A 26,145-nucleotide genomic window follows, 5' to 3' on the forward strand; every position below is an offset into this window, starting at 1 on the left:
CGGAGGACCTCTGCATGGCCGTATCCGGACCCGACTTCACGATGGCCGACTTCCTCGCCGGTTTCGCGCACGTCGTGCGGCCCGGCGGGCAGCGCCCGCTCGTGGTCCACGACGACGACCTCGAAACGATCCCGGCCGGATCGGTGCCGAACCCGACCACGCTCCGGATCGCCGGAACCCTGCCGACCACGACCTTCGAGCTGTTCCGCCAGGTCATCCCGCCCGGCGCCAGCTCGGACATGCAGCGGCACTACCACGAGACCGTCCACTTCGTGATCAGCGGTGAAGGCCACAGCCTGATCGAAGGGGACGGCGGCGCCGACGGCGAGACCGTGGCCTGGACGGCCGGGTCCTTCGTCTACACGCCGCCGTGGGCCTGGCACCGGCACTACAACGACTCGTCCGAGCATCCCGTGGAGTTCCTGACCATCGAGAACTCCCGCCTTCTCGGCCTCTTCGGTCTCGTCCGCCGGGAAAGCGCCGGCCTGGCGACCCTCCAGGAGGCCCGCGACCGTTTCGACCAGACGGAGGAGACATGAGCGAGACACTCCCGGCCGGTCCGCCGATTCCCCGGCACATCAGCATCTGGGGGGAACTGGCCGACCTCGACCACACCCTGCGGCACGTCGACGTCCCGCTGGGCGAGGCCACGGTGCGCACCAGGGTCCTCCAGGCCGGGTCCGGTCCCGACCTGGTCCTGCTGCACGGCACCGGCGGCCACCTGGAGGCCTACGCCCGCGACCTCGCCGGGCTGGCCGCCGACTTCCGCGTCACGGCCTACGACATGGTCGGCCACGGCTGGTCGGAGCTGCCCGACCGCCCCTACACGATCGACGTGCTCTGCGACCACCTGGTGGGCCTGCTCGACTCGCTCGGCATCGGCAGGGCGCACCTGTCCGGCGAGTCGCTCGGCGGCTGGGTCGCCGCCTGGGCGGGCGCGCACCACGCCGACCGCGTGGACCGGCTGGTCCTCAACACGCCCGGCAACATCGCCAACAAGCCCGACGTGATGGCGCGGTTGCGCGACAGCACCATGGCGGCGGTCCAGGACCCCAGCGACGCGACCGTGCGGCGGCGGGTGGAGTTCCTCTTCCACCACAAGGAGATGGTCACCGACGAACTGGTGAACCTGCGGCGCAGCGTGTACTCCCGGCCGGGCTTCGTCCAGGCGATCACCAACACGCTCGTCCTCCAGGACCCCCGGGTCCGCGAGGACTTCGCCTGGGACCCCTCCTGGGTGTCGCGGATCACCGCGCCGACCCTGCTGCTCTGGACGGACCACGACCCGACCGGCGGGCTCGACGAGGCCGAGATGCTCCTCGGCTGGCTTCCCGACGCCCGCCTGCACGTCATCGAGGACGCCGGCCACTGGCCCCAGTGGGAGCAGGCCGACGACTACCTCCGGGTCCACCGCGACTGGCTCGTCCACGGCAAGGACCCGGTCTGATGGCCGAGATCGCGGGCTTCGTCGGGATGTCCCACAGCCCCTTCGCGACGTTGCTTCCCCCCGACGGCCCGGAGGGGCCGGGCGGGCGGTTCCTCCACGACGCCGGCCGGGTGCGGCGCGCCGTGGACCGGCTCGCTCCGGACGCGATCGTCGTCATCGGCCCCGACCACTTCCACGCGAACTTCTACGACGTGATGCCGCCGTTCGTCCTCGGGGTGGAGGAGGCCGTCGGGTTCGGCGACTTCGGCAGCGCGGCCGGTCCCCTCCCGGTGGCCGAGGGGCTCGCGTGGTCGGTGCGGGAGGGCCTCGCGGACGCCGGCTTCGACATCGCGCTGTCGTACGCCCTCACCGTCGACCACGGCACGGTGCAGAGCTACGAGATGATCAGCGGCCGCGCGGGGGTGCCGATCGTGCCGCTCGTGGTGAACACCGCGGCGCCCCCGCTGCCCGCGCTGGACCGCTGCGTCTCGCTCGGCCGGGCGCTCGGCGCCGCGCTGCGCTCGTCCGGCCACCCGGGACGGGTGCTGGTCGCCGCCAGCGGCGGGCTCTCCCACTGGCTGCCGTCGAACGACCCCCGGGACCCGTCGGTGGCCGGCGACCGCCGGACGGCCCTGATCCACGGCCGCGCCGACGCGCAGTCCGTCGCCGCGGTCCGCGAGCGGCGGGTGCGGGAGATGGGCGGCGACCCGCACGCCCGCGTGAACGCGGAATGGGACGCCTGGTTCCTGGACCGGCTGACCGCCGGCGACGCGGCATCGATCGCCGCACTCGGCCACGAGGGGCTGGAGGAACGCGCGGGCACCGGAGGGCACGAGGTGCGCTGCTGGCTGATCGGCCAGGTCGCGGTCGGCCTGCCGCTGGCCTGGACGAGCTACGAGGCGGTCCCCGAGTGGATCACCGGAATGGGCATCGGCACGACCTTCGAGATCGCCTGACGCGCCTGACCGGTCAGGGTTTGACCGCGACGCCGCCGTACATGGCGATGTCCTTGTCCGAGACGGGCCGGGAAAGGGTCCCGTCGGGACGCCACTTGTGGATCTGCACCACGCCGGGCTCTTCCAGTTCCAGCCCGTCGAAGAAGCGCAGGGCCTGCTCGTGGGTGCGCCAGCGCAGGGACTCGCCGTGCGCGTGGTAGGTCCGCTGGACCTCGGCCAGCACGTCGCGGTCGAAGTCGTCGGTGGCGATGGCGAGCCCGACCCAGCTTCCCGACGGGAGCCTGTCCACCAGGTCGCGCACGACGCGGTACGCCTCGTCGTCGTCCTCGACGAAGTGGACCACGGCGATCACGGTCAGCCCGATCGGGCGGGTGAGGTCGAGGGTGGAGTGCAGCTCGGGGGCGGTGAAGATGCGCTCCGGCTCGCGCATGTCCGCCTGGACGTAGGCGGTCCGGCCCTCGGGCGTGCTCTGCATCAGCGCCCGCGCGTGGACCAGGACGATCGGATCGTTGTCGACGTACACCACCCGGGAGTCGGGCGCCTTCTCTTGGACGACCTCGTGGAGATTGGGGGAGGTCGGGATACCGGTGCCGATGTCGAGGAACTGCCGGATGCCTTTCTCGACCGCCATGTAGCGCGCGACGCGATGCATGAACGACCGGTTGGCCTGCATGTGCACCCGGAGCGCGGGCCACACCCGCAGCGTCTCGTCCCCCGCCGCGCGGTCGGCCTCGTAGTGGTCCTTGCCACCGAGGATGTAGTCGTAGATCCGCGCGCCGTGGGCCCGGCCGGTCTCCAGGTCCACCGAACTCCGGTCCACTCCGCCGGTGTCAGCCACTCCGCAGCCTCGATCCCGTTGTCTGTACGGACTTGTCTTTTCAACAAGTAGAACCGTGAATCATCGTACATTTCGCATCACGAAAACGACGGCGAACCACCGATAACAATGGAATTGGGTGCGGGCTCGGCCCTTGGCGATAACGGTTCGAGGTCACGAGAGCACGCGGCGGGTCGGTGTGAAGCGGACGGGCATGGATTCGTAGCCGGAGACGAAGTTGGCGGGCCGGTGGGCGGGCTCGGCGGAATCGACCGGCTCCAGATCGGGCAGGCGGGCCAGGAGCCTGCCGAACATGACCTGCATTTCCAGACGGGCGAGGCTGTTGCCCAGGCAGAAGTGCGGGCCGTTGCCGAAGGCCAGGTGCTCGTTCGGGTGCCGAGTGATGTCGAAGGCGTCGGGATCGGTGAACATCGCGCGGTCCCGGTTGGCGGACGGATACAGCAGCAGGAGGGTGTCGCCCTCCGCCATGGCCCGGCCGTCGAGCACGGTGTCGCGGGTGGCGGTGCGGGCCATGTTCTTGATCGGGGACACCCAGCGCAGCATCTCCTCCACGGCGGCGGGGATACCGGACGGGTCCTCGGCCAGGGCGCGGCGCTGCTCCGGGTGCCGGAACAGCTGCCACATCCCGCCGGAGATGACGTGCCGGGTCGTCTCGTCCCCGCCGATGAGGATGAGCAGGGATTCCTGCAGCAGCGACTCGTGGTCCAGCCGCTGCCCGTCGACGGTGGCGTGGGTGAGCGCGCTGATGAGGTCGTCGCGGGGGCAGGCCCGGCGGTCGGCCACCACGGCGGAGGCGTGGTCGTTGAAGCCCGCGAACGCCTCGGCGGCCCGGGAGAGCAGGGCGGGATCGTCGCCGCCGGTCAGCGCCCTGAGCATGTCGTCGGACCAGGCCAGCAGCGTCTGGCGGTCCCGCGCCGCGAACCCGAGGGCGTCGCCGATCACGATCAGCGGGAGCTGGGCGGCCAGGTCGGCGACGAAGTCGCATTCGCCGCGCTCGCAGACCCGGTCGATGATCTCGTCGCAGAGCCGTTCGAGGTAGGCCCGCCTGTCGGCGACCCGCCGCGGGGTGAACCCGGCGCTGACCAGCTTGCGGCGCAGCTTGTGCTCGGGATCGTCCATGTCGATCATCATCGGCAGCGGGCCGTTGTCGGGGCGGATGCCCTGGCCGTTGCAGAACAGCCCGGGATGCCGGGAGACGTACTTGACGGTCGCGTAGGTCGAGATCCCCCAGACCTCGCCGTGGGGGTCCCAGTAGACGGGCGCGTTGTCCCTGATCCAGCGGAGCTCGGTGTGGGGGTCGCGGCCCCAGAACTCACCGCTGATCAGGTTGATCGTGTCGTTGACCGGCTGGTCGGACCGGGATGCGGGCGCGGGGCGCATGGGCGGTTCCCTTCCTCCGGAGGCCCGTGCGTGGACGGGGCGGAGGCCGACGTCGCGCCGCATCGGCCGTCCGGATGCCGGGCCGGCATCCGGGCCTACGACAGTACATAATCACTTACCTCCCTCGGGAGGCCTACGCCGGCGTCCAGGATCGGCGCCGGAGGGCTTCGCTCACGATGTGCTCGGCGATGGCGAGCGCCGACGTGGCGCCCGGGGACGGCGCGTTGCGCACGTGCACGATGTGCTCCGTTCCCGAGATGACGAAGTCGTCGACCAGGCCGCCGCGCGCGTCCATCGCCTGCGCGCGGATGCCCCGCGGCCCGCGGACGACGGCGCCGGAGGGGATGGCGGGGACGTACCTGCGCGCCTCGGCGACGAACCGCCGCGAGCTGAGGGCGGTCCGCGCCTCGCGGGCGGCCGCCGGAAGGTTGCGGGCCGCGAACCTCCAGAAGCCCGGGAACCCGAGGGCGTCGCGCACGTCCCGGGGGACGGGCCGCCGGCCCTCGTAGGACTCCCGGCCCAGCGACAGGAAGGCGTTCGGGCCGAGCATGACGGCTCCGTCGATCCGCTTGGTGAGGTGCACCCCGAGGAACGGGTACCGGGGGTCGGGGACGGGATAGATGAGACCGTTGACGAGGTGGCGCGTGCTCGCGTCCAGCAGGAAGTAGTCGCCGTAGAACGGGACGATCCGCGGCTCGGCGGATTCCCCGGCGGCCCGCGCCAGCCGGTCGGACGCGAGGCCCGCGCACGCGATCACGAGGTCGAACTCCTCGGTGCCCCGTCCCGTCGTGAGGCGGACCGCCCGCCCGCGGTGCTCCAGCCCGGTCACCTTCTCGCCCAGCCGGACCGAGCCGCCGGCCGCGCGGAAGTCCTCCGCCAGCGCGGCCGTCAGCGCCACGTAGTCGACGATCGCGGTGCGCGGCGAGTGCAGCGCCCGGATCCCGCGGGCGTGCGGCTCCAGCTCGGTGATCTCGTCGCGGCCGATCAGGCGGACCCCGGGGACGCCGTTGGCGACGGCGCGGGCGTGGACGGCGTCCAGGCGGGGCAGCTCCCGCTCGCCGAGCGCGACGACGATCTTGCCGCACTCCTCGTAGGGGACGCCGTGGTCCCGGACGGCCTCGCGCAGCAGCTCGACTCCGCGCAGGCACAGGGTGGCCTTGAGGCTCCCGGGTTCGTAGTAGAGGCCGGCGTGCACGACACCGCTGTTGTGACCGGTCTGGTGCGCGGCCAGCCGGTCCTCCTTCTCGAACAGGGTGACGTCGAAGCCGTCTACCCGCCGGGCGAGATGGCGGGCGACCGACACCCCGACGATGCCGCCGCCGACGACCGCCGCGCGCTTCCTGACCCGGCTCACCGCCGTCCCATCTCCAGCGCCCCGTCCACGCGCCGCGGCACGGACCAGGGGTTGTCCGGCCGCAACGGCGGAGGCAGCGCCGTGTCGGGCGTCCCCTGGTAGGTCACGGGGCGGGTGAACCGGTTGAGGGCCGCCGCGCCGACCGAGGTGGAGGCGGGCGCCGTGGTGGCCGGCCATGGCCCGCCGTGCTGCTGCCCCCACGCGGTGGCGACGCCGGTGGGCCACCCGTCCACCACGACCCGGCCGACCAGGGGAGTGAGCGCGTCGAGCAGCCGGGGGATGTCGGGGTCCTGCTCGCCGCCCGACATGATCGCGGCGGCCAGGGTTCCCTGGAGGCGGGGCAATACCGACAGCAGTTCTGCCATGTCCTGATACTCCACCACCAGTGCGACCGGTCCGAAGCACTCCTCGAGGAGGCGGTTTCCGGGACGCACCGCGCCGATCGGCGCGGAGAGCAGGACCGCCTCCACCGACCAGCCGCGGCCGGGACCGGCCACCCGGGCGACGACGGTCGCCCCGTCCTCGACCAGGCCGTCCGTTCCGGCGGCGGCCGAGGCGGCGATCTGCTCGGTCAGGCACCACGCCTGCGGCGCGGAACGTTCCAGCGCACGTCCCGCGGCGGCGGCGAACCCCGATCCGGACGGCGCGAAGAGCAGCCCCGGCTTCGTGCAGAACTGGCCGGCGCCGCCGGTGAACGCGCGGACGAACCCGGCGGCGACCTCGGCGGTGCCCGCGGCGCCGGCGGGGGTGAGGACGACCGGGTTCACCGTGCCCATCTCGGCGAACACGGGGATCACGACGTCGCGCTCGTTGGCGAGCCGCCAGAGGTGCTGGCCCCCTTGCTGCGACCCGGTGAACGCCACCGCGGCCGTGTGGGGCGATTGCACCAGCATGGCGCCCGAGTCGAAGCCGGTGACGAGCGCGAAGGCGCCGTCCGGCGCACCGGCCCGCTCCAGGGCGCTCAGGGCGAGGTCGGCGAGCCGCGCGCTGAGCGCGGGGTGCGCCGGATGGCCCTTCACCACGACGGGGCACCCGGCCGCGAGGGCGGAGGCGGTGTCGTTGCCCAGGACGCCGAAGGCCAGCGGGAAGTTGCTGGCGCCGAAGACCGCGACGGGGCCGAGCGGGACCCGCACGCGGGCCAGGCTCGGCCGGGCCGGTGTCGCGCGGTCGATCGTCACTCCGAGGTAGGAGCCCTCGACGGCGGCATCACCGTAGAACCGCAGCTGGTCCGCGGTGCGCGCCAGCTCCGCGAGGAGGCGGGTCTCGCCCAGCGCCGTCTCCCGGTCGGCGAGCGCGATCAGGTCGGCGGCGGCGTCCGGTTCCTCCAGGGCGTCCGCGATCGCTCGCAGCCAGCGGGCGCGAGTGGCCGGGCTCGACGCGCCGACGGCACGCGAGGCCGCACTCGCGGCGCCGAGCGCGGCTTCCACCCCATCGGGCGGCGTCACCGCGACCGTGCAGGTCACGCGGCCCGTCCGGGGATTCTGCCCACGCTCGACCTTCTGCGCCGGAGGTCTTGTGATGTTCACCATGCTGTCGTAACGTACAGCCCCACTGCACACGTGTCCAGTGAGAGTGAAGGAGTCCGATGTCCGTCGAGAACGTCGCCGACGACCAGGACGGCCGGCACCAGGTGGGTGCCCGCCTGCAGGCCTTCCGGGAGGCGCGCCGCCTGTCCGTCAGGAAGACCGCGCTCGCCGCCGGCGTCAGCCCCAGCTTCGTGAGCCAGCTCGAACGGGGGAAGAGCAACGCCAGCGTCGCCGTCCTCCAGAAGCTGTGCGACGTGCTCGACATCCACGTGTCGGACCTCTTCGCCTCCACCGACCCCGCCGTCAAGCCGGTGCGGATGGCGACGCGCGAACCGCTCGTCACCCGCGAGGGCATCACGAAGTACCTGATCACACCGTCGAGCCACAGCCCTCTCGCGCTGTACGACGCCACGTTCGACCCGGCGGCCAACACGGGCGACCCCTACTCGCACGCCGGGCTCATCGAGACGGTCGTCGTCCTCCACCACGAGGTCACCATCCAGCTCGGAGACGACCCCTACATCCTCAAGGCCGGCGACAGCATCTCCTACGTCTCGGAGACCCCCCACCGGATCTCCAACCACACCAGCGAGCGCTCGCGCATCCACTGGCTGTGCGCGCCCGTTCTCGCCGCCGGCGACCGCAACGAGGCGGCCCGGGACGCGGCCCCACGTCGCTCCGGCGACGGATCCGCCACCCTCGGAAAGGAACAGCCGTCATGACCACAGACGAGACCCGCGCGGACGGACCCGCCGCCGTGCCGGCGGAACAGGACACCGGCCACGCGCGCAAGGGGGAGACGACGCGCGTCCTCTCCGCGACCAGCATCGGCAACTTCCTGGAGTGGTACGACTTCGCGATCTACGGCTTCCTGGCGCCCCAGATCGGGGCGGCCTTCTTCGCCAGCGGCGACCAGGTCACGGACCTGCTCGGCACCTTCGCGGTGCTGGGGGTCGCGTTCGTCTCCCGGCCCTTCGGCGGCGTCCTGTTCGGCCACTTCGGCGACCGGCTGGGCCGCCGGGGCACGCTCTCCGCGATCATCCTGCTGATGACCGTGGCGACCGCCGCCGTCGGGCTGCTGCCCACGCAGGCCTCGGTCGGCTTGTGGGCGCCGGCGCTGCTGGTGGTGTGCCGGCTCGCGCAGGGCCTGTCCGCCGGCGCCGAGTTCAACGGCGCCGCGACGTTCGTCGTCGAGCACGCGCCGCTCCGGCGCCGCGGCCTCTACGCGAGCTCGATCATCTCCACCGTCGGGCTGGGCATCGCCTGCGCCGCCGGCGCCGGCGTCCTCCTCAACGCGGTCCTCAGCGAGGGCGCCATGGACGCCTGGGGGTGGCGGGTGCCCTTCCTGATCTCGCTGCCGCTGGGGCTGTCGGGCCTCTACATGAGACTGCGGCTGAGCGAGACCAGGGCGTTCAAGCGCGCCGAGGAGTCGAACCAGATCAGCCGGATGCCGGTCTTCGAGGCGCTCCGCACCCACTGGAAGGCCGCGACGATCCTCTTCTTCGCCGCCGCGGCGAACGGCGTGAACTACTACATGATGCTCTCCTACATCCCCAACCACCTGCAGGTGCACGTCGGCCTGTCGGGCAGCGCGGCGCTCGGCACGGCGGCCGCCGCCGAACTGGTGCTCGCCGCGTTCGCCCCGGTCGTGGGCATCTACCTCTACCGGGTCGGCCCGCCGCGCGTGCTGCTGGCCGGCATGGCCGGGTTCCTGCTGATGAACATCCCGGCGTTCATGCTCTTCGAGTTCGGCACCTGGACGGCCGCCCTGGTCGGCCAGTCGCTGCTGGCGCTGTGCGAGGGCATGCTGGTGGTCGCCTACACGCTCATCCAGGTCGAGCTGTTCCCCGCCCGGGTCCGGTTCAGCGGCTCGGCCGTCGCGTACGGCCTCGCCTACGTCGTGTTCGCCGGGACGGCCGCGTTCGTCGCCACGTTTCTCGTCGACAGGTCCGGTACCCCCTACGCGGCGCCGGTGTACGCCATGGTCGTCACGCTGGTCGCGATCGGCGTCGTCGCGGCATGGCTGCCCCGGGAGTACCGCGCCGCGCGGCTTCGCGACGGCGCGTCCCTCACCGCTCCGGAGGCACTCCGATGACGGCGATCCCGGTGAACGGCGGGCGAGGCGTCACCCTCCGGGCGGCACGAGCCTTCGACGGCGTCCACGTCCTCGACGGGCCCGTGGCCGTCACCGTCGAGGACGGCATGATCGTGAGCGTCGAGACCGGGCCGGGCGCGGCGGGGCGGCCGGCCGACGTCGACCTCGGCGACTGCACGCTGCTGCCGGGGCTCATCGACACCCACACGCACCTGGTGTGGGACGCCTCCGCCGCTCCCCAGGACCGGGTCGCGCTGGACGCGCCGGAGCGGACGGTCCTGCGCGCCGCCGCCCACGCCATGCGGCACCTGCGGGCGGGCGAGACCACCGTCCGGGACCTCGGCGCGACCGGCGCCCTCTCCGTGCCGCTGGCCCAGGCCATCGCGGACGGGGACGTGCCGGGGCCGCGCGTCGTCCCCGCCGGCCGCGCGATCGCCATGACCGGTGGGCACGGCTGGTCCCTCTGCCACGAGGCCGACGGCCCGGACGCGGTGCGCGCCGCCGTCCGGTCCGAGATCAAGGGCGGTGCCCGCGCCATCAAGCTCATCGCGTCCGGCGGGGTGTACGGGGAGCACGAGCGGCCCGAGGAGCCCCAGCTGTCGCGCGCCGAGGTGGAGGTCGCCGTCGAGGAGGCGCACAAGGCGGGGTGCCGCGTGGCGGCGCACGCCTACTCGCCCGAGGTGATCGGCATGCTGCTCGACGTGGGCGTCGACAGCATCGAGCACGGATCGCTGCTGGACGCGCCCACCGCGGAGCGGATGCGGGAGCAGGGGGTCGCCCTCGTCCCGACGCTGTGCGTCTTCGACGCGATCCACGGCGCCTACGCGGACCGGCCCGGCTCGCCCATCGCGGCCAAGGCCGCGGAGATCCGGTCGAAGGCGCTGGCGGCCTGCCGCGTCGCCGCCGAGAACGGCGTCACGATCGCGGTGGGCACCGACTCCGGCGCCCCGGGGAACCCGCACGGATCCGTGGCCCAGGAGATGCGGCTGATGGTCGAGGCCGGCCTGTCACCGGCCGAGGCCCTGCACGCGGCGACGGGCGCCGCCGCCGAGGTGGTCGGGCTCGCCGGCACCGCCGGCCGGCTGGCCAAGGGACGTCCCGCCGACCTCGTGGCCTACCGGGGCGACCCGGCGGCGGAGGTCGACGCCGTCCGCGACGTGGCGCTGGTGATGCTCGGCGGACGGGTCGTCGACGATGCGTGACCTTCGAGAAGGGCGTGGACATGGACGCTGAGGTCGCGGTGATCGGCGTCGGGACGATGGGGAGCATGGCCATGTGGCGGCTCGCCGAGCGGGGCGTGGAGGCCATCGGGTTCGAGCGGTACGCGCCCGGGCACGACCTGGGCGCCGCCGGCGGGAACACCCGGCTGTTCCGCCTCGCCTACATGGAGGGCGCCCATTACGTCCCGCTGCTGAAGCAGGCCCTCGGGTTGTGGGGGGAGCTGTCGGAGGTGTCGGCGACCAACCTTCTGGTCCAGTGCGGCAGCCTGAACATCGGCCGCCGCGAGGACCCGTCGATGCGGCAGGTCGCCGAGTCGGCGAGGGTGCACGGTCTGAAGCTGCTGCCTCTCGGGCGGCCGGAGATGGCCGACAGGTACCCCCAGCACGTCCTGGCCGAGGACGATATGGCCTACTTCGACCCCGACGCGGGATTCCTCCGGAGCGAGCAGGCGGTGGTCGCGGCGGCGGACCGGGCGGAGTCGCTGGGCACGCGGATCCTCCGCCGCCACCGGGTGGAGCGCGTCGAGCCGCGGCGCGACGGCGTCGTGATCGAGGCGGCGGGATCGACCTGGAAGGTCCGCATCGCGATCCTCGCCATGGGCTCGTGGGCTCCGTCTTGGTTGCCGCCGGAGCTGGCACGCCACCTGCGTCCGAAAAGGGTCCTGCTGTCCTGGTTCGCTCCGGCGTACGTCCAGGACTTCGAGCCCGAGGTGTTCCCCGTCTTCACCCGCCAGAGCGGGGGCGACTTCCTCTACGGCGCTCCGACCGCGGACCACGCGTCCGTGAAGGTGTGCGGGATCAGGCCGTCGGACATCGACGATCCGGACACCTTCGAACGGCGCCACGACCCGGACGAGATCGCGAGCATGGCGGAGTTGCTGACCCGCCACGTCACGGGCCTGCATCCGTACCCGGTGAGGTCCGCAGGCTTCACCGACCTCTACTCCAGTGACGGCCACGGCATCACCGGTCGCCACCAGCGGCTCCCGAACGTCGTGCTCGCCGGAGGCTACTCCGGACGCGGCTTCAAGCTCGCCCCAGCCGTCGGGGACGCCGTCGCGCGCCTCGCCACCGGCGAGACCGTCCCGGAAATCGCGTTCATGGCGCCCGACCGGTTCGCCGGGGGCCGGCGGTGACCGACGCGACCGGAGAGATCGCCCGGTTCGTCGCCGCGACGCGATTCCAGGACCTCGACACCGCCACCGTCGAGCACCTGAAACGGCTCGTCCTGGACGGGATCGCCAATGCCGTGGGCGGCCTGCGGACGGCGGCGTCCCGGATCCAGGACGGCGTCGTCACCGGTCTCGGCTCCGAGCGGGTCGCCCGCGTCCTCGGATCGGGCGAGCGCGCCTCGCTGCTGGCCGCCACCTACATGAACGCGGCGTGCGCGAACGCGCTCGACTTCGACGACACCTACAGGACCTTCCTCCATCCCGGGGCCACGGCCATCGCACCGTCGCTGGCACTGGGGGAGAAACTGTCGGCCCACGGACGCGACGTCCTGGCGGCGGTGGCGGTCGGGTACGAGGTTCCGATCCGGGTGGCCGAGGCCGCCTTCCCGAGTCCGGAACGACTCGGCGAGGTCTGGGGGTTCGCGCCCTGGCAGACCCTGGGGTCCGCCGCGGCGGCCGCCGTCCTGCTCCGGCTCGACGCCGAGACCACCCGCCACGCCCTCGGCGCCGCCGCCTTCAACGCCCCCGTCCCGAGCGTCCGCAAGATCGGCCTTGAGCCGGAGGACCGGCCGCCGTCCTGGACGAAGAACAACTACGGGTGGGCCGCCATGGGGGGCGTCCTCGGCGCGTTGCTGGCCCGCGACGGGTTCCGGAGCAGCCGGACGGTGCTGGACGGCGAACACGGCTTCTGGCTGATGGCGGGCTCGGACCGATGGGACCCCGGCCTCCTGACCAGCGGCCTCGGCCGCGAGTTCCGTCTCGGGGCGACACAGGTCAAGCCCTACGCGTCGTGCCGCTGGACGCACTCCGCCCTCGACTGCGTCAGGCGGCTCCGGCGCGGCGGCGAGCTGCCCGCGCTGCCGGACGTCGAGCGCGTCGAGGTCCACACCTTCCGGGAACTGGCGTCCAACTTCACCGACCCGGCGCCAGAGGACATCGTCGACGCCCAGTTCAGCCTGCCCTATCTCCTCGCCCTCGAACTGGCGGAGCGGTCGCCGGCGCGAGGGCTGACCGAGCCGGACCTCACCGACCCGACGATCCTCGACGTCGCCTCCAGGATCACCGTCCACCACGACGAGAAGATGGACGCGCCGTTCCACGACGGTCACATGCCGTCGCGTGTCGTGTGCCGCCGCCGCGGAGGCGAGGCCGTCGAGGCGACGGTGACCGACCCCGTCTGGGGCACCCCCGCCGACCCGTTCACCGACGACGACCTGCTGGCCAAGTGCACGGCCCTGCTCGAACCCGCCTGGGGCCGCGAGGTCACCGAGAAGCTGATCGACGGGATACTCCACCTCGACCAGGTCACCGACATCACGGCGATCCTCCCGGGCTGACCACGGCCCACGAAAACCGGGTTGCTCAGGAGGACCTGGCGGGGATGCGGACGCCCTTGCTGAGAGGGGCGTCGTGCAGGACCACGGAGACCGGCCGCGCCGAGGAGACGATCTCGAAGATCAGCTGGCCGGAGAACTTGGCCCCCGGAGTCAGCACCTTGGCCGAGGAGGTGTTGCGCACATCGGCGACGCTGCCCTTCAACATTCTCCGGGCGGTGTGCGCCTCCTCACCGTGGTCGTACAGCTTCTGCCGGTCCGCGGAGAGTGTGCGGGTCTTGGTTCCGGTGTTGGTCACGGTGATCTTGACGCGGCACAGCTTGTTGCCGGTGTAGGGCTGCATGCCGCGCACGGAGACGCCGCAGGAGACCGCCGACGCCACGAAGGTGAACTGGCCGTCCTTGGCGGGCTTGTTCTGCTGCCCGTCGACGGGCTGGAAGTAGCGGTACGCCACCACCACCGCGGTGACGAGCATCGCGGCCACCACCAGGACGGCGATCAGGCAGCCCATGCAGCCCCGGCCGCGCCGCCGCTGCGGGGGCGCCGGGGCCGGCACCGGAGGCTGCGGCCACGGGCCTGGAGGGGGCGGCGGCATCGGCCGCGGCGGCGGGCTCGGCTCGTAGGCCCGCGTCGGCGCCTGGACGCCCTGCGGCGGGGACGGCGGGATCCAGGGCGGGGGCAGCGCCTCGGCCCGCCAGGTCCGGGTCAGCTCGGCGTCGACCGCGGCCTGTGCCGCGCCGGGCGACTCCGGGGGCACCGCGCCCCCGGAGACCAGTTCCAGCAACAGCTCCTGGGCTTCCGGACGGCGCGCGGGGTCGGGGTCCAGGGCGCGCTCGACCAGCGCCCGCAGCGGCTCGGCCAGGCCGGTCAGGTCATGCTCGCCGTTCTCGGCGCGGGCCGCCATCGTCATGACCGTGCCCGAGCCGTGCGGGTGGCGTCCGGTCCCGGCGAAGGCCACCAGGCAGCCCCACGCGAAGACGTCCGCCGCCGTGGACACGTCGCCGAGCAGCACCTGCTCGGGCGCCATCCACCCCGGGGTGCCGACGACGAACCCCGCCTGGGTGTGCCCCGACACCGCGTCGGCGGCCCGGGCGATACCGAAGTCGATCACCCGCGGCCCCGACACCGACAGCATCACGTTGGGCGGCTTGAGGTCCCGGTGGATCAGCCCGGCCGCGTGGATCGCGGTCAGCGCCGCCGCCACCCCCACCGCGACGCCGTTCAGGGTGCCGTCCGGCAGCGGCCCGCCGTTCTCGATGTACTCGTCCAGCGGGGTGCCGTCCACGTACTCGGTGACCAGGTACGGCCGCCCGCCGTCCTCGCCGTGGTCCAGCACCTTCGCCGTGCAGAACGAGGCCACCCGCTGGGCGTTGCTCACCTCGTCCCGGAAGCGGGCCCGGAAACCCTCGTCGGACGACAGCTCGGAGCGGATCACCTTGATCGCGACATACCGTCCGCCGCCGTCCCGGCCCAGGTAGACGGCGCCCATGCCGCCCTCGCCCAGCCGCCCGACCAGCGCGTACGCCCCGATGGCCGACGGGTCGCCGGGCCGGAGCGGCTCGCTCCTGCTGGGCAGTTTCGTCCGCCGTGTCTGCTCCTGCACAGGGCAAACCCTTCTCTGGCGAACGAATCAGGCGACGGCCTCGAGGCAAACCTATCCAACTCGCGGCCACCCAGAAGCCCACGACCAACCGAAAACCGCTGCAACGGAGGGGCCGAGGGGGTGCCGCGGTGAGCCGCTCGGGCTAGGGGAGGTCGGGCAGTGGCCTCCGGGCGACTTCGCGTGCGTCGTCCGGTGGGAGCCCCAGCATGCGCAGGACCATCTCGGCCAGGTTCGCGGCGGCCTCATCGCCGTCCAGGCCGGGGCGGGTGAACCTGAGCTCCAGCAGCGACAGCAGGGTCCCGCCCCGTGGGTCTGCCGGCACAGCGTCTCCAGCAGCCGCGCGGTGTCGTCCAACGCCCGGTCGACCAGTTCCGGCACCCAAACCCGGGTGTGGTCGTCGGTCTCGCCGCGCGCGTGCTCCAGCTCGAAGGTGAGCTCGCCGCGGCGCAGCGTCACGCGGTCGCGGTAGGTGCGGTCCGGGTAGCGGTACTCGGTGGGCCAGGTGAGTCCCGGCGCGGTGAACTGCCGCTGATTGATCCGGGAGTTGTATCCGGCGGTGGCGCGATAGCGGTCGAAGCGGGCGGCGATGGCCTCGCGCGCGACGACGGTCGGCCGCATCTCCTCCGCGTCGAAGGGCGCCGTCCCACCGACGTGATCGACGTGCCCGTGGCTGTGAAGCGGAGGGGCCGTCGGCGCACCGACTCCGCGCACGTGCCGGCCGCCGAGCGGGACCTCACCCGTCCTGGAGTTGATCACCGAGACGATCCGGGCGGCGCTGGAACAGCCGCCCATGCTGGATAGATCGGCTCCCCCTTCGAGGAGCCGATCCGATAAACTCATGGCCAACATACTGAGCCTTTTTCAACGTGCTGCATTGAGCTCGCGGTTCTGAAGGACGTGGATGGCCTTGGCCAGGTGACCGGCTCGGTGGGGGCAGCAGCGTAGGTTGGTCAGGATGTTCCAGCTCTTGAGCTGGGCGTTGGCTCGTTCGCCCGGTCCGCGGAGCCTGGTGTGGGAACGGTTGGCGTCCTTGCAGGGCTCGGGCTTGTTCTTGCCCTTGTAGGGCGTCTTGATGTGCGGGCCGGCGCCGGCGTAGCCCTTGTCGGCCAGGACCAGGAGTCCGGAGGCGGCCAGTTCGTGGACCAGGCCCCAGATCCGGGCAGCCTTGAGGTCGTGGACGGAGCCGGGCAGCGCTCCCGACACCCACACGATGGTTCCGTCCGGCGAGGACCTGCAGGTTCATGCCGTGCTTTTTGTGTTTTCCGGAGTAGAAGGGCCGATCGGCCTTCACCCGGTCGATCGGGATGAGCGTGCCGTCCAGGACCAGGTAGAGCAGGCCGTCCGTTGCGGCCTTGGCCAGCGCTCGTTTGAGCTTGGGGGATCGGGCCGGCAGCAGCGTCACCGTCTCGTTGACGTAGCGCCAGGCGGTGGTGGTTCCGACACCGAAACCGGCGCCGGGCTGCGCGAAGGTTTCCCCGTTCTTCAGGTAGGCCAGGGTCATCAGCGCCTGCATGCCCGCTGGTAGGGCCCGGCCCTTGCTCCGGGTCTGCTTGCGGTGGCGGCCGACGACTCCGGTCACGTATCGCAAGGTCTGAGGCGACAACGGCAGCGAAGAACGATAGAAAAGCATGTGAGGCCATAACAATGGGGTGGTGGTCCAAAGGGGCCGGGTGTGGCTTATGTGAAGCTGCCGTTGATGGCTTGAGAGGCAAGGCCGCCCGCCCCCTGGACGCTTCGGCCACTGATTGAGAGCTGCGGATCATCGCTGTTTATGGCTTCGTCGGCGGGGCGTTCCTTGGACCACAGAGGCATAGCCTGACGTGGGAAGGAACCCCCTGTTGAGAGTCCAGCGAGTCTGGGTCGGAGTCGATGTCGGCAAGGCCCACCACTGGGCGGTGGCCGTCGACCACGAGGGTCGGCGACTGCTGTCCCGAAAGGTCGCCAACGACCGAAGAAGCGATCCTGGCCATGGTCGCCGCAGCTTGCGAATGGGCCGGCGAGGTCCGGTGGGCGGTCGACATCTCAAGTCGGTTGTCGGCGCTGCTCTTGGCCCTGCTGGTGAGCCATGGCCAGCAGGTGGTGTACGTGCCCGGCCGGACGGTGAACCGCATGGCAGGGGCGTTCGCGGGCGAGGGCAAGACCGACGCCAAAGACGCCCAGGTCATCGCCGACGTCGCCCGGATGCGGTCCGGGTCCCGGCTGATCACGACCTCGCCAGAGACGATTCACGAGCTCGCACTCCTCACCTCCTGCCGTCGCGACCTGGCCAGCCATCGGGTCCGCATGATCAACCGTCTCCGTGAACTGCTGGTCGGCATCTGCCCGGCCCTGGAACGCGAATTCGAGTACAAGTCCCGGACCGGCCTGGTGCTGTTGACCGGCTTCCAGACGCCTGCCGCGTTGCGCCGCATCGGGGTGAAGCGGCTGACCGACTGGCTGGTGCGCCGCAAGGTACGCTCCGCGGCCGATATCGCCGAACGCGCGGTCATGGCCGGTCGTGCGCAGCAGACGATCCTGCCCGGCGAGGCTCGGGCCGCCAGGCTCGTCGCGGACCTCGCCCAGCAGATCCTCGACCTGGACGAACGCGTCAAGCAGCTCGACGCGGAGATCACTGAGGTCCTCGCTGGAGACGAGACCGCCGAGATCATCCAGTCGTTGCCGGGCATGGGACCACTTCTGACCGCCGAGCTCATCGCGCGGACCGGGGACCTGTCGAGCTATCGCAACGCAGGGCACCTCGCGGCCCACGCCGGGATCGCCCCCGTGCCCAACGACTCGGGGCGGCGGCTCAACAACCTGCACCGCCCCGCTCACTACGACCGACGTCTGTGCAGGATCTTCTACCTATCAGCCCAGACGGCCATGTCCAGACCCGGCCCCTCACAGGAGTACTACCGCAGGAAACGAGACGAAGGGAAATCCCACGTCCAGGCCGTCCTCAGCCTCGCACGCCGCCGAGTCGATGTCCTCTGGGCCATGTCGAAAGACCGCCGCCGCTACACAGCAGTCCCACCGACAGTGGCCGCTTGACAGGACATTGAGATGCCATAAGTGGGGGACGGGGGTTGTGAGAGATCACCCGTCCTACCAGGGCTTCTTCATGTTTCAGGGCACGCCACACTGTCCGCGATCATGCTGTGATCACCCGTCACAGGGCGCTGGTGGAAAACGTTCAATGTTTCCGCCCTGGTCGAAGGGCCGGAGGGCTGAGCGGTCATGGCGAACGCGAAGCCTTCCCACGCAGACCAGGTGATCCGGTCGGCCTCCACGGTCAGCGTCATCGTGCTGGCCGGGATCGCTGCGGTGATTTCCTATAAGCACATGTATCAGCTGGTGCTGCAGGACGGAGAGACTTCCTGGACGGCGGCGCTGCTATCGGTCAGTGTGGACGGGATGATCGTGGTGGCCTCGATGTCGCTGCTGGTCGACTCGCGGCAGGGCCGTAGCAGCAGGCTGCTGCCATGGACGCTGCTGGTGCTGGGCAGCGCCGCGAGCCTGGCGGCCAACGTCGCCGTCGCCGAGCCTTCCCTGGTCGGACGGCTGATTGCCGCCTGGCCGAGCTGTGCTCTGATCGGTGCGTATGAGCCTCTTGATGCGCCAGGTCAGGAGCGGTTCGCAGCGGAAGAGGTTGGTTCATACGAAGCTCTTACGACCCATGGGAATTCTCCGGACGGTTTCTACGACGCTCAGACGAGTGGCGCTGCAAACTTTCTACGGGGCGCAGAAAAGTTCCCAGCGGGTGAGGATTCCGGAGAAGCGAAAGGGGCCTTCCGTGACACGGCCGGCCGGTCTCGGGGCTGCAACGCCAGGCATGACAGTGGGCGCTGGCCAACCGCACAGCGGCGTGGGATCTTCCTTCGGAAAAGACGCTCGCGGAGCGTTTCGGGCGCCGCGAACGTTGGGGCGACTGGTCAAACAGGCCGGAGCAACCGGCCGCCTTAGTCCCATAGCCAGCCCATAGCCACATCGAGCCTATCGGTGCCACCTGCAAACCGCTTCCCCGGGCACCTGGTGAATCGCGGCCGATCCGCGCGAGGGATGCCGTCGCGTCCGGCGCCGGCCCGCCGGTGCCGGACGGCTCCAGGTCATTCCGGCCACGTTGGCCGAGGCCCAATCACCCATTAAAATGAATTTCCGCCGCCCAGATCCCCGACAGAGTCCACCAGCGAGCACGGTGACATCGCGAGGACGGTTCGGCGGGCGCGATGTGAATGGGACATACGTGCTTGAGATCAGCGACTGAGCGCTCTGCAGTATGCATGTGTGGCGACCAGAATTGCGAGAATAAGGATTGCTGTGAGCGAGACCGCTGCGACCAGGTCTGCATTCCGGGCCGGAAAGCTCGTGGTATCAGTGACTGGGTTTCCCCATAATTGGCGACAAAGATTGACAACGGCACTCACCGGATTCCATTCCGCGATGAAGCGTGCCCACGCCGGCATCTCCTGAACGGCCAAAAAACTGTTGGAGAGAAAGGAGAAGAATATCAGTATGAGCACACACAGCGGGCCGAGACTTTCAGGATTACGCACCAGCAGCCCCATGGCAACACCCACCCAGACCATTGTGTAGGTGAACGCCATTATCAGGAGGAGACCTGCGACTGTGGACAGGAAACCTTCGTGAGATCGCCATCCCATGAGCAGGCCAACGGTCATGACGATTGACAGACCCAGCGCTGCGAGGATTGATTCAGCGAGCGCGTATCCAAAAAGGAGGGCGACCCTGGATGCAGGTAGGGTGCGCATCCGCTCGGTCACTCCTCGGTCGAGATCGAGTGCTACGCCCAGGGACGCCGGAGAGACACTCGACAGGCCTACCTGGACCGCTATTCCTGCCATGATGAACTCTGAATAGTTACCGCTGCCGGGGACCGTGATAGAGTCCCGGAAGAGATATCCGACAGAGAAGATCATGATTAGCGGATTCAGTGAGACGCTAAGGACTGTTCCCGGAGCTCTCTGCAAGTGGTGGACACGACGGCCGACTACGGCGGTTACGTCACCCATCGCGGCCAAGAGTCGGTCGTCCCACTGGAGTCGGGCAGGTTTGGGGGTCATGAACGGCAGTCCTGTTCGGTGAGGTCGAAGAAGGCCTCCTCTAGCGAGGGACTTCGCAGCGCGAACTGAGATACCTCGACATGGACTGTGGCCAGGGCATGGATAGCCGCCGCGGCAGTCTTGACGCCGCCATCGAGTCCCACGGAGATGCGACTACGGGAGGCGTCGATATTCGGTCGTCCGACGGTATAAGGGAAGACGGCCTTCAGCGCTGTGGAGATGTCTGCCGGATGGACCAGTGTTACTTCAAGCCGTTCCCCGCCTACTTGTCTTTTGAGCCCGTCCGGGGTGCCCTCCGCGATGACCCTGCCGCGATCGATGACGGCGACCTGGTGCGCGAGCGCGTCGATCTCTCCGAGGTATTGGCTGGTCAGCAGAACGGTCACGCCGTCGGCGACAAGTTCGCGGACGAACGCCCACAACAGCAGGCGGCCACGCGGATCCAGGCCCGCCGTCGGTTCATCGAGGAACAGCACCTGCGGCTGGGCGATGGTGCAGATGGCCAGGTCGAGCCTGCGACGCGTACCGCCTGAATAGGTACGGACCCGGTGGTCGGCGATTGGGCCGAGTTCGAATCTCTCCAACAGTTGCCCAGCACGCTCAACCAGTTCTCTTCGACCCACACGCGCGAGCCTGCCGAACAACTCCACGTTTTCCCTGCCGGTGAGCTGGTCGTCGAGCGCAGTGTATTGACCGGACACACCGATCCGGCGGCGGATCTCGTGCGGCTGACGGATTATGTCAAATCCGGCCACGGTCGCGCGTCCCGAATCGGGCGTTAGCTGTGTCGTCAGCACACGCATAAGAGTTGTCTTTCCGGCACCGTTCGATCCGAGCAGCCCCATCACCGTTCCCCTCGGAATGGAAAGGCTTACTCCGGCGAGCGCGTCCGGCGTCGTCCGGTAGTCCTTGCAGAGGCCCTCGGCAACGACCATCGATTCCTGGCCGAGCTCCATCGGCGCCACTCAGCGATCCCGGTGACTGGCATAGGAGGCGAGGCTCAGCAAGGCGTCGTGTACGGACGGCGTGAGTGGGATGTCATTGAGCCGCTGCTTCGCCGTCCTGGTCAGCTCGCCAATCCGTTCCTCGGTGGCGGCCACGGCGCCGGTCTCAGTAAGCAACCGGCGGAGGCCCTGTATCCCGGCATCGTCAACGTTCGGACACCGGAGCAGATCTTGTAGCTCCTTCGCTTGAGCGGCGGACGCGCGCTCCTGCGCCAGGCACAACAGCACCGTGGCCTTGCCTAGACGGAGATCGTCGGCCGCTGGTTTGCCAGTAAGCGCGGGATCCCCGAAAGCACCCAGCAGATCGTCGCGAAGCTGGAACGCCTCGCCTAGCGGAAGTGCGTAGGCGCTGTAGCCACGGAGGAGCGCAGGATCTGCCCCAGCGAGGATGCCGCCCAAGTGCAGCGGCCTTTCAACGGTGTATTTAGTCGTCTTGTAGAGAACAATCCTCCGGGCCTCATGCACCGAGCACGACCAGCCAGCTTGCGCCAGGACGTCAAGGTACTGGCCAGCGAACAGTTCCGTGAACATCTCTGCCATCAGCCGTCTGGCGAAGGCCGCACGGCTTCTCGACTCAGTAGCCTCGTCCAGGAGTTCATGGAACCAGCCTAGACACAGATCACCCAGAAGGATCGCTACGGCGACTCCGAACTCATCCGACGAACCGCGGCAACCGGACGAAGCATGCAGGTCCACATAACTTCGATGCATGGTTGGGGAACCGCGTCGTATCTGGCTGCCATCCATGATGTCATCGTGGATGAGAGCAAAGGCGTGCAATAACTCCAATGCCGCCCCGGCCCTGACGATCCCGTCGTCCTCCGGCGCGCCACCGGCGCCACACCAGCCCCAGTGGCAGAAGGCAGCCCTCAGTCTCTTGCCGCCTTGAAGGAAGTCCTCAAGATTTGCTATCACCTTTGGCCAGAGCGAGCCTGCGTCGCCGTCGCCCACCATGTCGTGTATCCGCGCTCCTCGCTCCAGCACAAAGTTGTTGATGACCTCGGCCGTGCGGAGCCGCAGCCCACTCAGGGTTGAGGCGAACGGTTCCTCCAACATGCGCACTCCTTTCAGGAAGCGGACATCGCTTGGAGCCCTTGGAGGGATCGCCTGATCCCGCCGCGGACCACCCTGCGGCGGTAGAGGTAGTGACCCGTCCAGGCGACCACTTGGATCAGCGTGAATGTGGCCAGGGATACGTCAGGGGCGAGCGCAGCCAGGACCGCCGCGTGTCGGAGTTGATCGCTGATCTTGATCGGACCGAGGTCATCGATGCGCCGGAGGCGGCCTCTGTCCTGCTCGGCCAGGGTTTTCAGGACACTCTGATACGACACGGCGAGAAGGGCCAGGCTGGCGAACGCAAAGGGAAGCCCGTAGATCGCCTGGTCGGCGAGGGCGAAGATGATGAGGACAAGGAGCCAGCTGGACAGCACCATTCTGATCATGAACCGGAAGGCCGCAGGCGCGCCAACGCGTACGGGGTAGGACCGGTTGCCGGCTTGTTCGTCCAAGTCGACGTCGTGCAGGGCGGTGATGATGTTGCCGCTGACAAAGGTGATCGTCGTGTAGGCCAGCAGTACGGCGAACAGCCCGGTGTCATGGTGACCAGCGACCAGCCATGCCCAGATCAGCGGGAAACCCATGGGGAAGGCGATGATGACCGAAGTGATCACTCCCAGAGGCTTCACCGCGGAGTAGAGCCGAAAGGCAGCCAGGGACGCCGCGACCATGGCGAGCACAACGACAAACCATCGCCAGTGCGGGAGGGTCCACCACAGAACGAAAGACCCCGCACCCAGATAGCCGCAGGCGGCGAGCCCTGCCGCCCGCTGAGTCAGCAGGCCTGCTGGCAGCGGTAGGTACGGGGCCGTGACTCGATCGCCCTCAATATCACCGAGGTCGTTCACGATCTGCATGGCGGCGGATCCGAGGACGACGAAGGCGCACAACCCGGCTAGCGGCACAAGGCTGGCGGACTCACCAGGTGCCGCTCCGGCCCACCAGCCCATGAAGATGAACATGAGCAGACCTTGCAGGTGAACGCGGCCCATCCATAGCGACGCTTCCAGCTGCAGTGCTTTGACATGCAACCAGCGGACGGTATCAGGCATCGACACAGGCCGACTTCGAGTTGTCAGCCGGTTGGTGTCCCGGCCGAGCTTCTTCCACAGCTCGCAGCCATACCGCGAGTTGGGGAAGGGAAGCCGTCACGTCTGCGGGCAGCCGCCGGTAGACGTCGACGACGACTTCGGGTATATGGAGGAGCACGTCGCGCGCCGTACCGTGGTGCGTGCGGGCTTCGGAAAGAACGAGGCCAGCCCACGCGCCGAAGTCGTCCGCTCGGTCCGTCACCTTGTGCCGATAACCAGCGGAAGCTGCCCGAAAGTCGCCGTTCACATAACAGGTGTCAGGCTCGGTTCCCCCTTGGCCGTCGGGAGATCCCTTCAACCGGTCATAAAGAAGTCTGAGGCGTGTTGAAGGATCGGCGGTGCGGGGCGGGTTCACCTCTTCGATGTCGACGTGCCTTACTGTCGGTGCATCGAATCTCGCGATCCACTCAGCAGCTAGCTTAGCCGCGATATCCGCACTCAGCCGCCTATTGCGTAGCCGCCACGACACTCGGTGGTCAGCGGCGGCCCATTCGGCGTGCTCCTTGGCATTCTGGTCGATAGGCTGATCCAGCAGTGTACGCAGCGCGCCCTTGATGCCGTCGACAAAGGCCCTGCCCGCCTCAGTTAGGTAAGGGTACGCATCCAGTTGGCTCACCGCCTGCCATGTCTGATCACGCCAGCGTGCGAGTTCCACGTTAGCCAAGACGGCGTCGGAAGCGCCAACGGCCCGTCGGTGTGCATTCCAGAACTGGGCCACACCGAGATGGGCGTAGATTCCGTGGAGGAAGGGGCCTAGCGGGCGGGGATCATCGCGCCACGGTGCGTAGAATAGGTCGTCTGCTCCGCCACGGTACAAGCGGGCCGCATCCAGAATCACAGAGAGCTTGGCGTGCTGGAACTCATGAACGAGCGTGACGGCCAGAACATGCGGATCCGACGGACGTGACGTGGCGATCGCGCCGAATGCGGCATCCGAGGTAAAACTCTGGGTCCCGTGACGGGGAGTTCGCAGCGGCACGATGCTCCGCAATCCGATGGCGATGGCCTCGGCATGTTCACGATGGTGGGATTCCAGAAGCTCCCATGCCGCTTCCAGGGATCTGTGCCACAACTCATAGCCTGGCTCGTCGAGCCTGCCGACCAACTCGCGCCCTTCGGATAGGTATCGCTGAGCAGTCCGTACTGAAACTCTTCGTCGAGTTCGACGTCTAGAATGCTCTCGCGGCCGATCCGGACTCGCCGGACCTCGATGAACGATGCGAGTTCCGACGGCGCAGAGGTCGGGATACTGACCGCGCCGCTGCCGCCCCTAATGGAAGTCTCCTCTGGCGTCACATCAACCGAGGCGGTTCCCGAGCGGTGGCTGTCGCTAAGTTGCACCCCTACCTACCGAGGGCAGGCGCACGGCACCCTGACACATTGGAGCTACGACATGGGACGTCTCCCGCGCATCGATTGCGGCTGCGGCGGCAACCGAACCCAGATACAGCCATGGGGTCGGGTTTTCCGGATCGAAGTTTCCTGGTCCCCTGTCTAACAACCGGAGGCATTGCGTCACCCAAGCACCCGTGTGCGGGCGGCTCAGATACCAGGCAACCAGCTCGGGGCTGCTCCTCTGAATCCTGGCGAGTGTCGAGTAACTCTCCCATAGGTGATCGCAGACCATCCCCTCGAGAGTGCTCGGTGCACGCTCCAGGAGTACTCGCAAGCCAAGCAGGGTCTTCGTTGCCCGAGCGGAGCGCAGCCGCTTGATCGTTCCCGGGGCAGCGAAACCACGAGCCAGCGATTCCAGGTCCCCGGAAGTTATGAGGCTTTCGTTCATCCGCTTCACCTTCTCGCAGCCACAAGGTCCCTAAGGACCCTGTCGTGGATGTGAGTAATGAGCTTCATCAAGTCCGTGCAGTAGACCGACGGATTAAGGAAGCCGACGCCCTCCCGATATCGATGGGTGTAGAGGCCACCGCCACAAACGTCACGGAAACGACACGCTTGGCATGTATCTGCGAGACCCTCTACGCCAAGCTGCCTCGCCACGATTGCGGGATGTTCCAGCGCATCGTCGAGCGGGTTATCTCGCACATTCAAATTCGTGCTCGGCGCACCTTGAAATGCGGACTTGAGCGAATCCACCTGCTGGAGTTCCCCGTCGGTCTCGATCACGACCAGGGTCACCGGTTCAACTCCGAACGTCTCAGAACTTGCCGGGCGCTTCAGAAGCAGCCCTATCAGGCTCTGGAATGTCCTTATCCCGGGCCGGGGTGGCGGCGATTCGTACCACTTGTCAAAGATGGTGATCAGCCAGTCCGCGTACGGGGTGCCGGCGCCATCAGGCAGGTTCGGTGGTCGCTCAGTCCAATTTCCATGCGGCAACAGGAAATCGATGATCGGCGGCTCGAATGCCGCGAGTCCTTCATATGCGGCGATGGGGTCGTTACGGACGTCGATGGTGCATAGTAGACCGGAGAAGAGTTCGCGAAACTGCGACTGGTTCAGCAGTTCCAACCCTCGGGATACGGCCTGATAGCTACCCTGGCCATTGCGATATCTCCGGTGACGGTCGTTAGCGTCGTCGTCGCCGTCAAGGCTGACACCAACCCGTATTCGGTGGCGGCTCAAGATTCGCAGGATCTCCTCGTTGAGGAGCGTTCCGTTCGTCTGGATCCGCAGGTCGACGTCGGTGTCCGACCTCACTGCCGCGCGCAGCGTGCGAGCGGTGTAGTCCAACATGTCCGAACCGACCAGGAGAGGCTCCCCTCCGTGCAGGACCACCTGCACGGAGGGGAGTCGATGCGTCCGCGCGTGCTCAGCTATGCGGGCCGCTGTCGCGGCCAGCGTCTTCCGGCTCATGTTCACCGACCGCTGCCGCCAGCTCTGATCAGCGAGCTCGTACATGTAGCAGTAGTCGCACGCAAGATTGCATCGCTCATGCAACTTCACGATGAACTGCCGGAAGGGGACGGCCTGCCATCCTTGCGCACGTAGCGACCGAACATCTAGAAGATCGTCCGGCCAGTGGCCTGATGGTGATGGCCGCGATTCCGTGGCTGGGCCTCGCACTGGCGCACCTCC

21 protein-coding genes and 2 pseudogenes are annotated in these 26,145 nt (G+C 69.0%); 10 read left to right on the plus strand and 13 right to left on the minus strand.

The window, feature by feature from the left end:
- The first annotated feature begins 14 nt into the window (after nucleotides 1-14).
- The 3 genes from K8Z49_RS36955 to K8Z49_RS36965 are packed head-to-tail and all read left to right on the plus strand — an operon-like array spanning nucleotide 15 to nucleotide 2,382.
- The gene (locus K8Z49_RS36955; protein WP_075023580.1) at nucleotides 15-539 is read left to right on the plus strand and encodes a cupin domain-containing protein; all 525 of its coding nucleotides are present in this window, start codon (nucleotides 15-17) and stop codon (nucleotides 537-539) included.
- Nucleotides 536-1,447: an alpha/beta fold hydrolase gene (locus K8Z49_RS36960; RefSeq protein ID WP_021597144.1), complete on the plus strand. Its 912-nt coding sequence runs from the start codon at nucleotides 536-538 to the stop codon at nucleotides 1,445-1,447. The genes K8Z49_RS36955 and K8Z49_RS36960 overlap by 4 nt, the downstream gene beginning before the upstream one ends.
- A complete protein-coding gene (locus K8Z49_RS36965) occupies nucleotides 1,447-2,382 on the plus strand; it encodes a hypothetical protein (protein WP_412516338.1) in 936 nt (311 codons plus the stop codon). Before K8Z49_RS36960 ends, K8Z49_RS36965 begins: the two co-directional genes overlap by 1 nt.
- Before the next feature lie 13 nt (nucleotides 2,383-2,395).
- Here the strand turns inward: K8Z49_RS36965 and K8Z49_RS36970 are convergent, their stop codons facing one another.
- From K8Z49_RS36970 to K8Z49_RS36985, 4 genes are all read right to left on the minus strand, one after another.
- Nucleotides 2,396-3,220 (minus strand): SAM-dependent methyltransferase, encoded by an 825-nt coding sequence (locus K8Z49_RS36970; RefSeq protein WP_024934971.1) that lies wholly within the window; start codon nucleotides 3,218-3,220, stop codon nucleotides 2,396-2,398.
- Between the two features lie 153 nt (nucleotides 3,221-3,373).
- Nucleotides 3,374-4,600, minus strand: a complete 1,227-nt coding sequence (locus K8Z49_RS36975; protein WP_412516339.1) for a cytochrome P450 — start codon at nucleotides 4,598-4,600, stop codon at nucleotides 3,374-3,376.
- Nucleotides 4,601-4,733: 133 nt separating this feature from the next.
- Entirely contained in the window at nucleotides 4,734-5,954 is a 1,221-nt protein-coding gene (gene lhgO / locus K8Z49_RS36980) for an L-2-hydroxyglutarate oxidase (protein ID WP_075023583.1), read from the minus strand.
- Complete coding sequence (locus tag K8Z49_RS36985; protein ID WP_412516340.1) at nucleotides 5,951-7,483, minus strand: aldehyde dehydrogenase family protein; 1,533 nt, start codon at nucleotides 7,481-7,483, stop codon at nucleotides 5,951-5,953. Before K8Z49_RS36985 ends, lhgO begins: the two co-directional genes overlap by 4 nt.
- Before the next feature lie 56 nt (nucleotides 7,484-7,539).
- On the opposite strand from K8Z49_RS36985, the gene K8Z49_RS36990 reads away from it, so the two are divergent.
- Genes K8Z49_RS36990 through K8Z49_RS37010 form a run of 5 tightly spaced genes read left to right on the plus strand, consistent with a single transcriptional unit; the run spans nucleotide 7,540 to nucleotide 13,304 of the window.
- Entirely contained in the window at nucleotides 7,540-8,202 is a 663-nt protein-coding gene (locus tag K8Z49_RS36990; protein WP_021597150.1) for a helix-turn-helix domain-containing protein, read from the plus strand.
- Nucleotides 8,199-9,575 carry an MFS transporter gene (locus tag K8Z49_RS36995; RefSeq protein ID WP_021597151.1) on the plus strand — a complete coding sequence of 459 codons (1,377 nt, stop codon included), beginning with the start codon at nucleotides 8,199-8,201 and terminating at the stop codon, nucleotides 9,573-9,575. Before K8Z49_RS36990 ends, K8Z49_RS36995 begins: the two co-directional genes overlap by 4 nt.
- Nucleotides 9,572-10,777 carry an amidohydrolase family protein gene (locus K8Z49_RS37000; protein WP_412516341.1) on the plus strand — a complete coding sequence of 402 codons (1,206 nt, stop codon included), beginning with the start codon at nucleotides 9,572-9,574 and terminating at the stop codon, nucleotides 10,775-10,777. The genes K8Z49_RS36995 and K8Z49_RS37000 overlap by 4 nt, the downstream gene beginning before the upstream one ends.
- A 20-nt stretch (nucleotides 10,778-10,797) precedes the next feature.
- Nucleotides 10,798-11,931, plus strand: coding sequence for an N-methyl-L-tryptophan oxidase (solA, locus tag K8Z49_RS37005; RefSeq protein WP_412516342.1), 1,134 nt, complete (start codon nucleotides 10,798-10,800; stop codon nucleotides 11,929-11,931).
- Complete coding sequence (locus K8Z49_RS37010; protein ID WP_412516343.1) at nucleotides 11,928-13,304, plus strand: MmgE/PrpD family protein; 1,377 nt, start codon at nucleotides 11,928-11,930, stop codon at nucleotides 13,302-13,304. Before solA ends, K8Z49_RS37010 begins: the two co-directional genes overlap by 4 nt.
- A 25-nt stretch (nucleotides 13,305-13,329) precedes the next feature.
- Here K8Z49_RS37010 and K8Z49_RS37015 read toward each other — a convergent pair whose 3' ends face one another.
- From K8Z49_RS37015 to K8Z49_RS37025, 3 genes and pseudogenes are all read right to left on the minus strand, one after another.
- Entirely contained in the window at nucleotides 13,330-14,904 is a 1,575-nt protein-coding gene (locus K8Z49_RS37015; RefSeq protein WP_412516344.1) for a serine/threonine-protein kinase, read from the minus strand.
- A 142-nt stretch (nucleotides 14,905-15,046) separates the two neighbouring features.
- Nucleotides 15,047-15,226 (minus strand): hypothetical protein, encoded by a 180-nt coding sequence (locus tag K8Z49_RS37020; RefSeq protein WP_412516345.1) that lies wholly within the window; start codon nucleotides 15,224-15,226, stop codon nucleotides 15,047-15,049.
- Between the two features lie 539 nt (nucleotides 15,227-15,765).
- A pseudogene (locus K8Z49_RS37025) lies at nucleotides 15,766-16,534 on the minus strand (transposase family protein).
- A 205-nt stretch (nucleotides 16,535-16,739) separates the two neighbouring features.
- On the opposite strand from K8Z49_RS37025, the pseudogene K8Z49_RS37030 reads away from it, so the two are divergent.
- Nucleotides 16,740-17,934: pseudogene (locus tag K8Z49_RS37030) on the plus strand (IS110 family transposase).
- 186 nt (nucleotides 17,935-18,120) lie between these two features.
- Nucleotides 18,121-18,846 (plus strand): DUF2637 domain-containing protein, encoded by a 726-nt coding sequence (locus K8Z49_RS37035; RefSeq protein WP_081842516.1) that lies wholly within the window; start codon nucleotides 18,121-18,123, stop codon nucleotides 18,844-18,846.
- A gap of 290 nt (nucleotides 18,847-19,136) precedes the next feature.
- Here K8Z49_RS37035 and K8Z49_RS37040 read toward each other — a convergent pair whose 3' ends face one another.
- The 6 genes from K8Z49_RS37040 to K8Z49_RS37065 all read right to left on the minus strand — a co-directional run bounded on the left by K8Z49_RS37040 (nucleotide 19,137) and on the right by K8Z49_RS37065 (nucleotide 26,133).
- Nucleotides 19,137-19,964, minus strand: coding sequence for an ABC transporter permease (locus K8Z49_RS37040; RefSeq protein ID WP_412516346.1), 828 nt, complete (start codon nucleotides 19,962-19,964; stop codon nucleotides 19,137-19,139).
- The gene (locus K8Z49_RS37045; RefSeq protein WP_412516347.1) at nucleotides 19,961-20,920 is read right to left on the minus strand and encodes an ATP-binding cassette domain-containing protein; all 960 of its coding nucleotides are present in this window, start codon (nucleotides 20,918-20,920) and stop codon (nucleotides 19,961-19,963) included. Before K8Z49_RS37045 ends, K8Z49_RS37040 begins: the two co-directional genes overlap by 4 nt.
- A 9-nt stretch (nucleotides 20,921-20,929) precedes the next feature.
- Entirely contained in the window at nucleotides 20,930-22,024 is a 1,095-nt protein-coding gene (locus K8Z49_RS37050) for a polyprenyl synthetase family protein (protein WP_021595854.1), read from the minus strand.
- An 11-nt stretch (nucleotides 22,025-22,035) separates the two neighbouring features.
- Nucleotides 22,036-23,076 carry a UbiA family prenyltransferase gene (locus tag K8Z49_RS37055; RefSeq protein ID WP_152563942.1) on the minus strand — a complete coding sequence of 347 codons (1,041 nt, stop codon included), beginning with the start codon at nucleotides 23,074-23,076 and terminating at the stop codon, nucleotides 22,036-22,038.
- Nucleotides 23,069-24,220 (minus strand): aKG-HExxH-type peptide beta-hydroxylase, encoded by a 1,152-nt coding sequence (locus K8Z49_RS37060; protein ID WP_412516348.1) that lies wholly within the window; start codon nucleotides 24,218-24,220, stop codon nucleotides 23,069-23,071. The genes K8Z49_RS37055 and K8Z49_RS37060 overlap by 8 nt, the downstream gene beginning before the upstream one ends.
- Nucleotides 24,221-24,903: 683 nt before the next feature.
- Nucleotides 24,904-26,133, minus strand: a complete 1,230-nt coding sequence (locus K8Z49_RS37065) for an FxsB family cyclophane-forming radical SAM/SPASM peptide maturase (RefSeq protein ID WP_024934980.1) — start codon at nucleotides 26,131-26,133, stop codon at nucleotides 24,904-24,906.
- Between the last annotated feature and the right edge of the window lie 12 nt (nucleotides 26,134-26,145).

Origin of the sequence: Actinomadura madurae, from assembly GCF_047130825.1 — a bacterium.
Taxonomy (GTDB): Bacteria; Actinomycetota; Actinomycetes; order Streptosporangiales; family Streptosporangiaceae; genus Spirillospora; species Spirillospora madurae.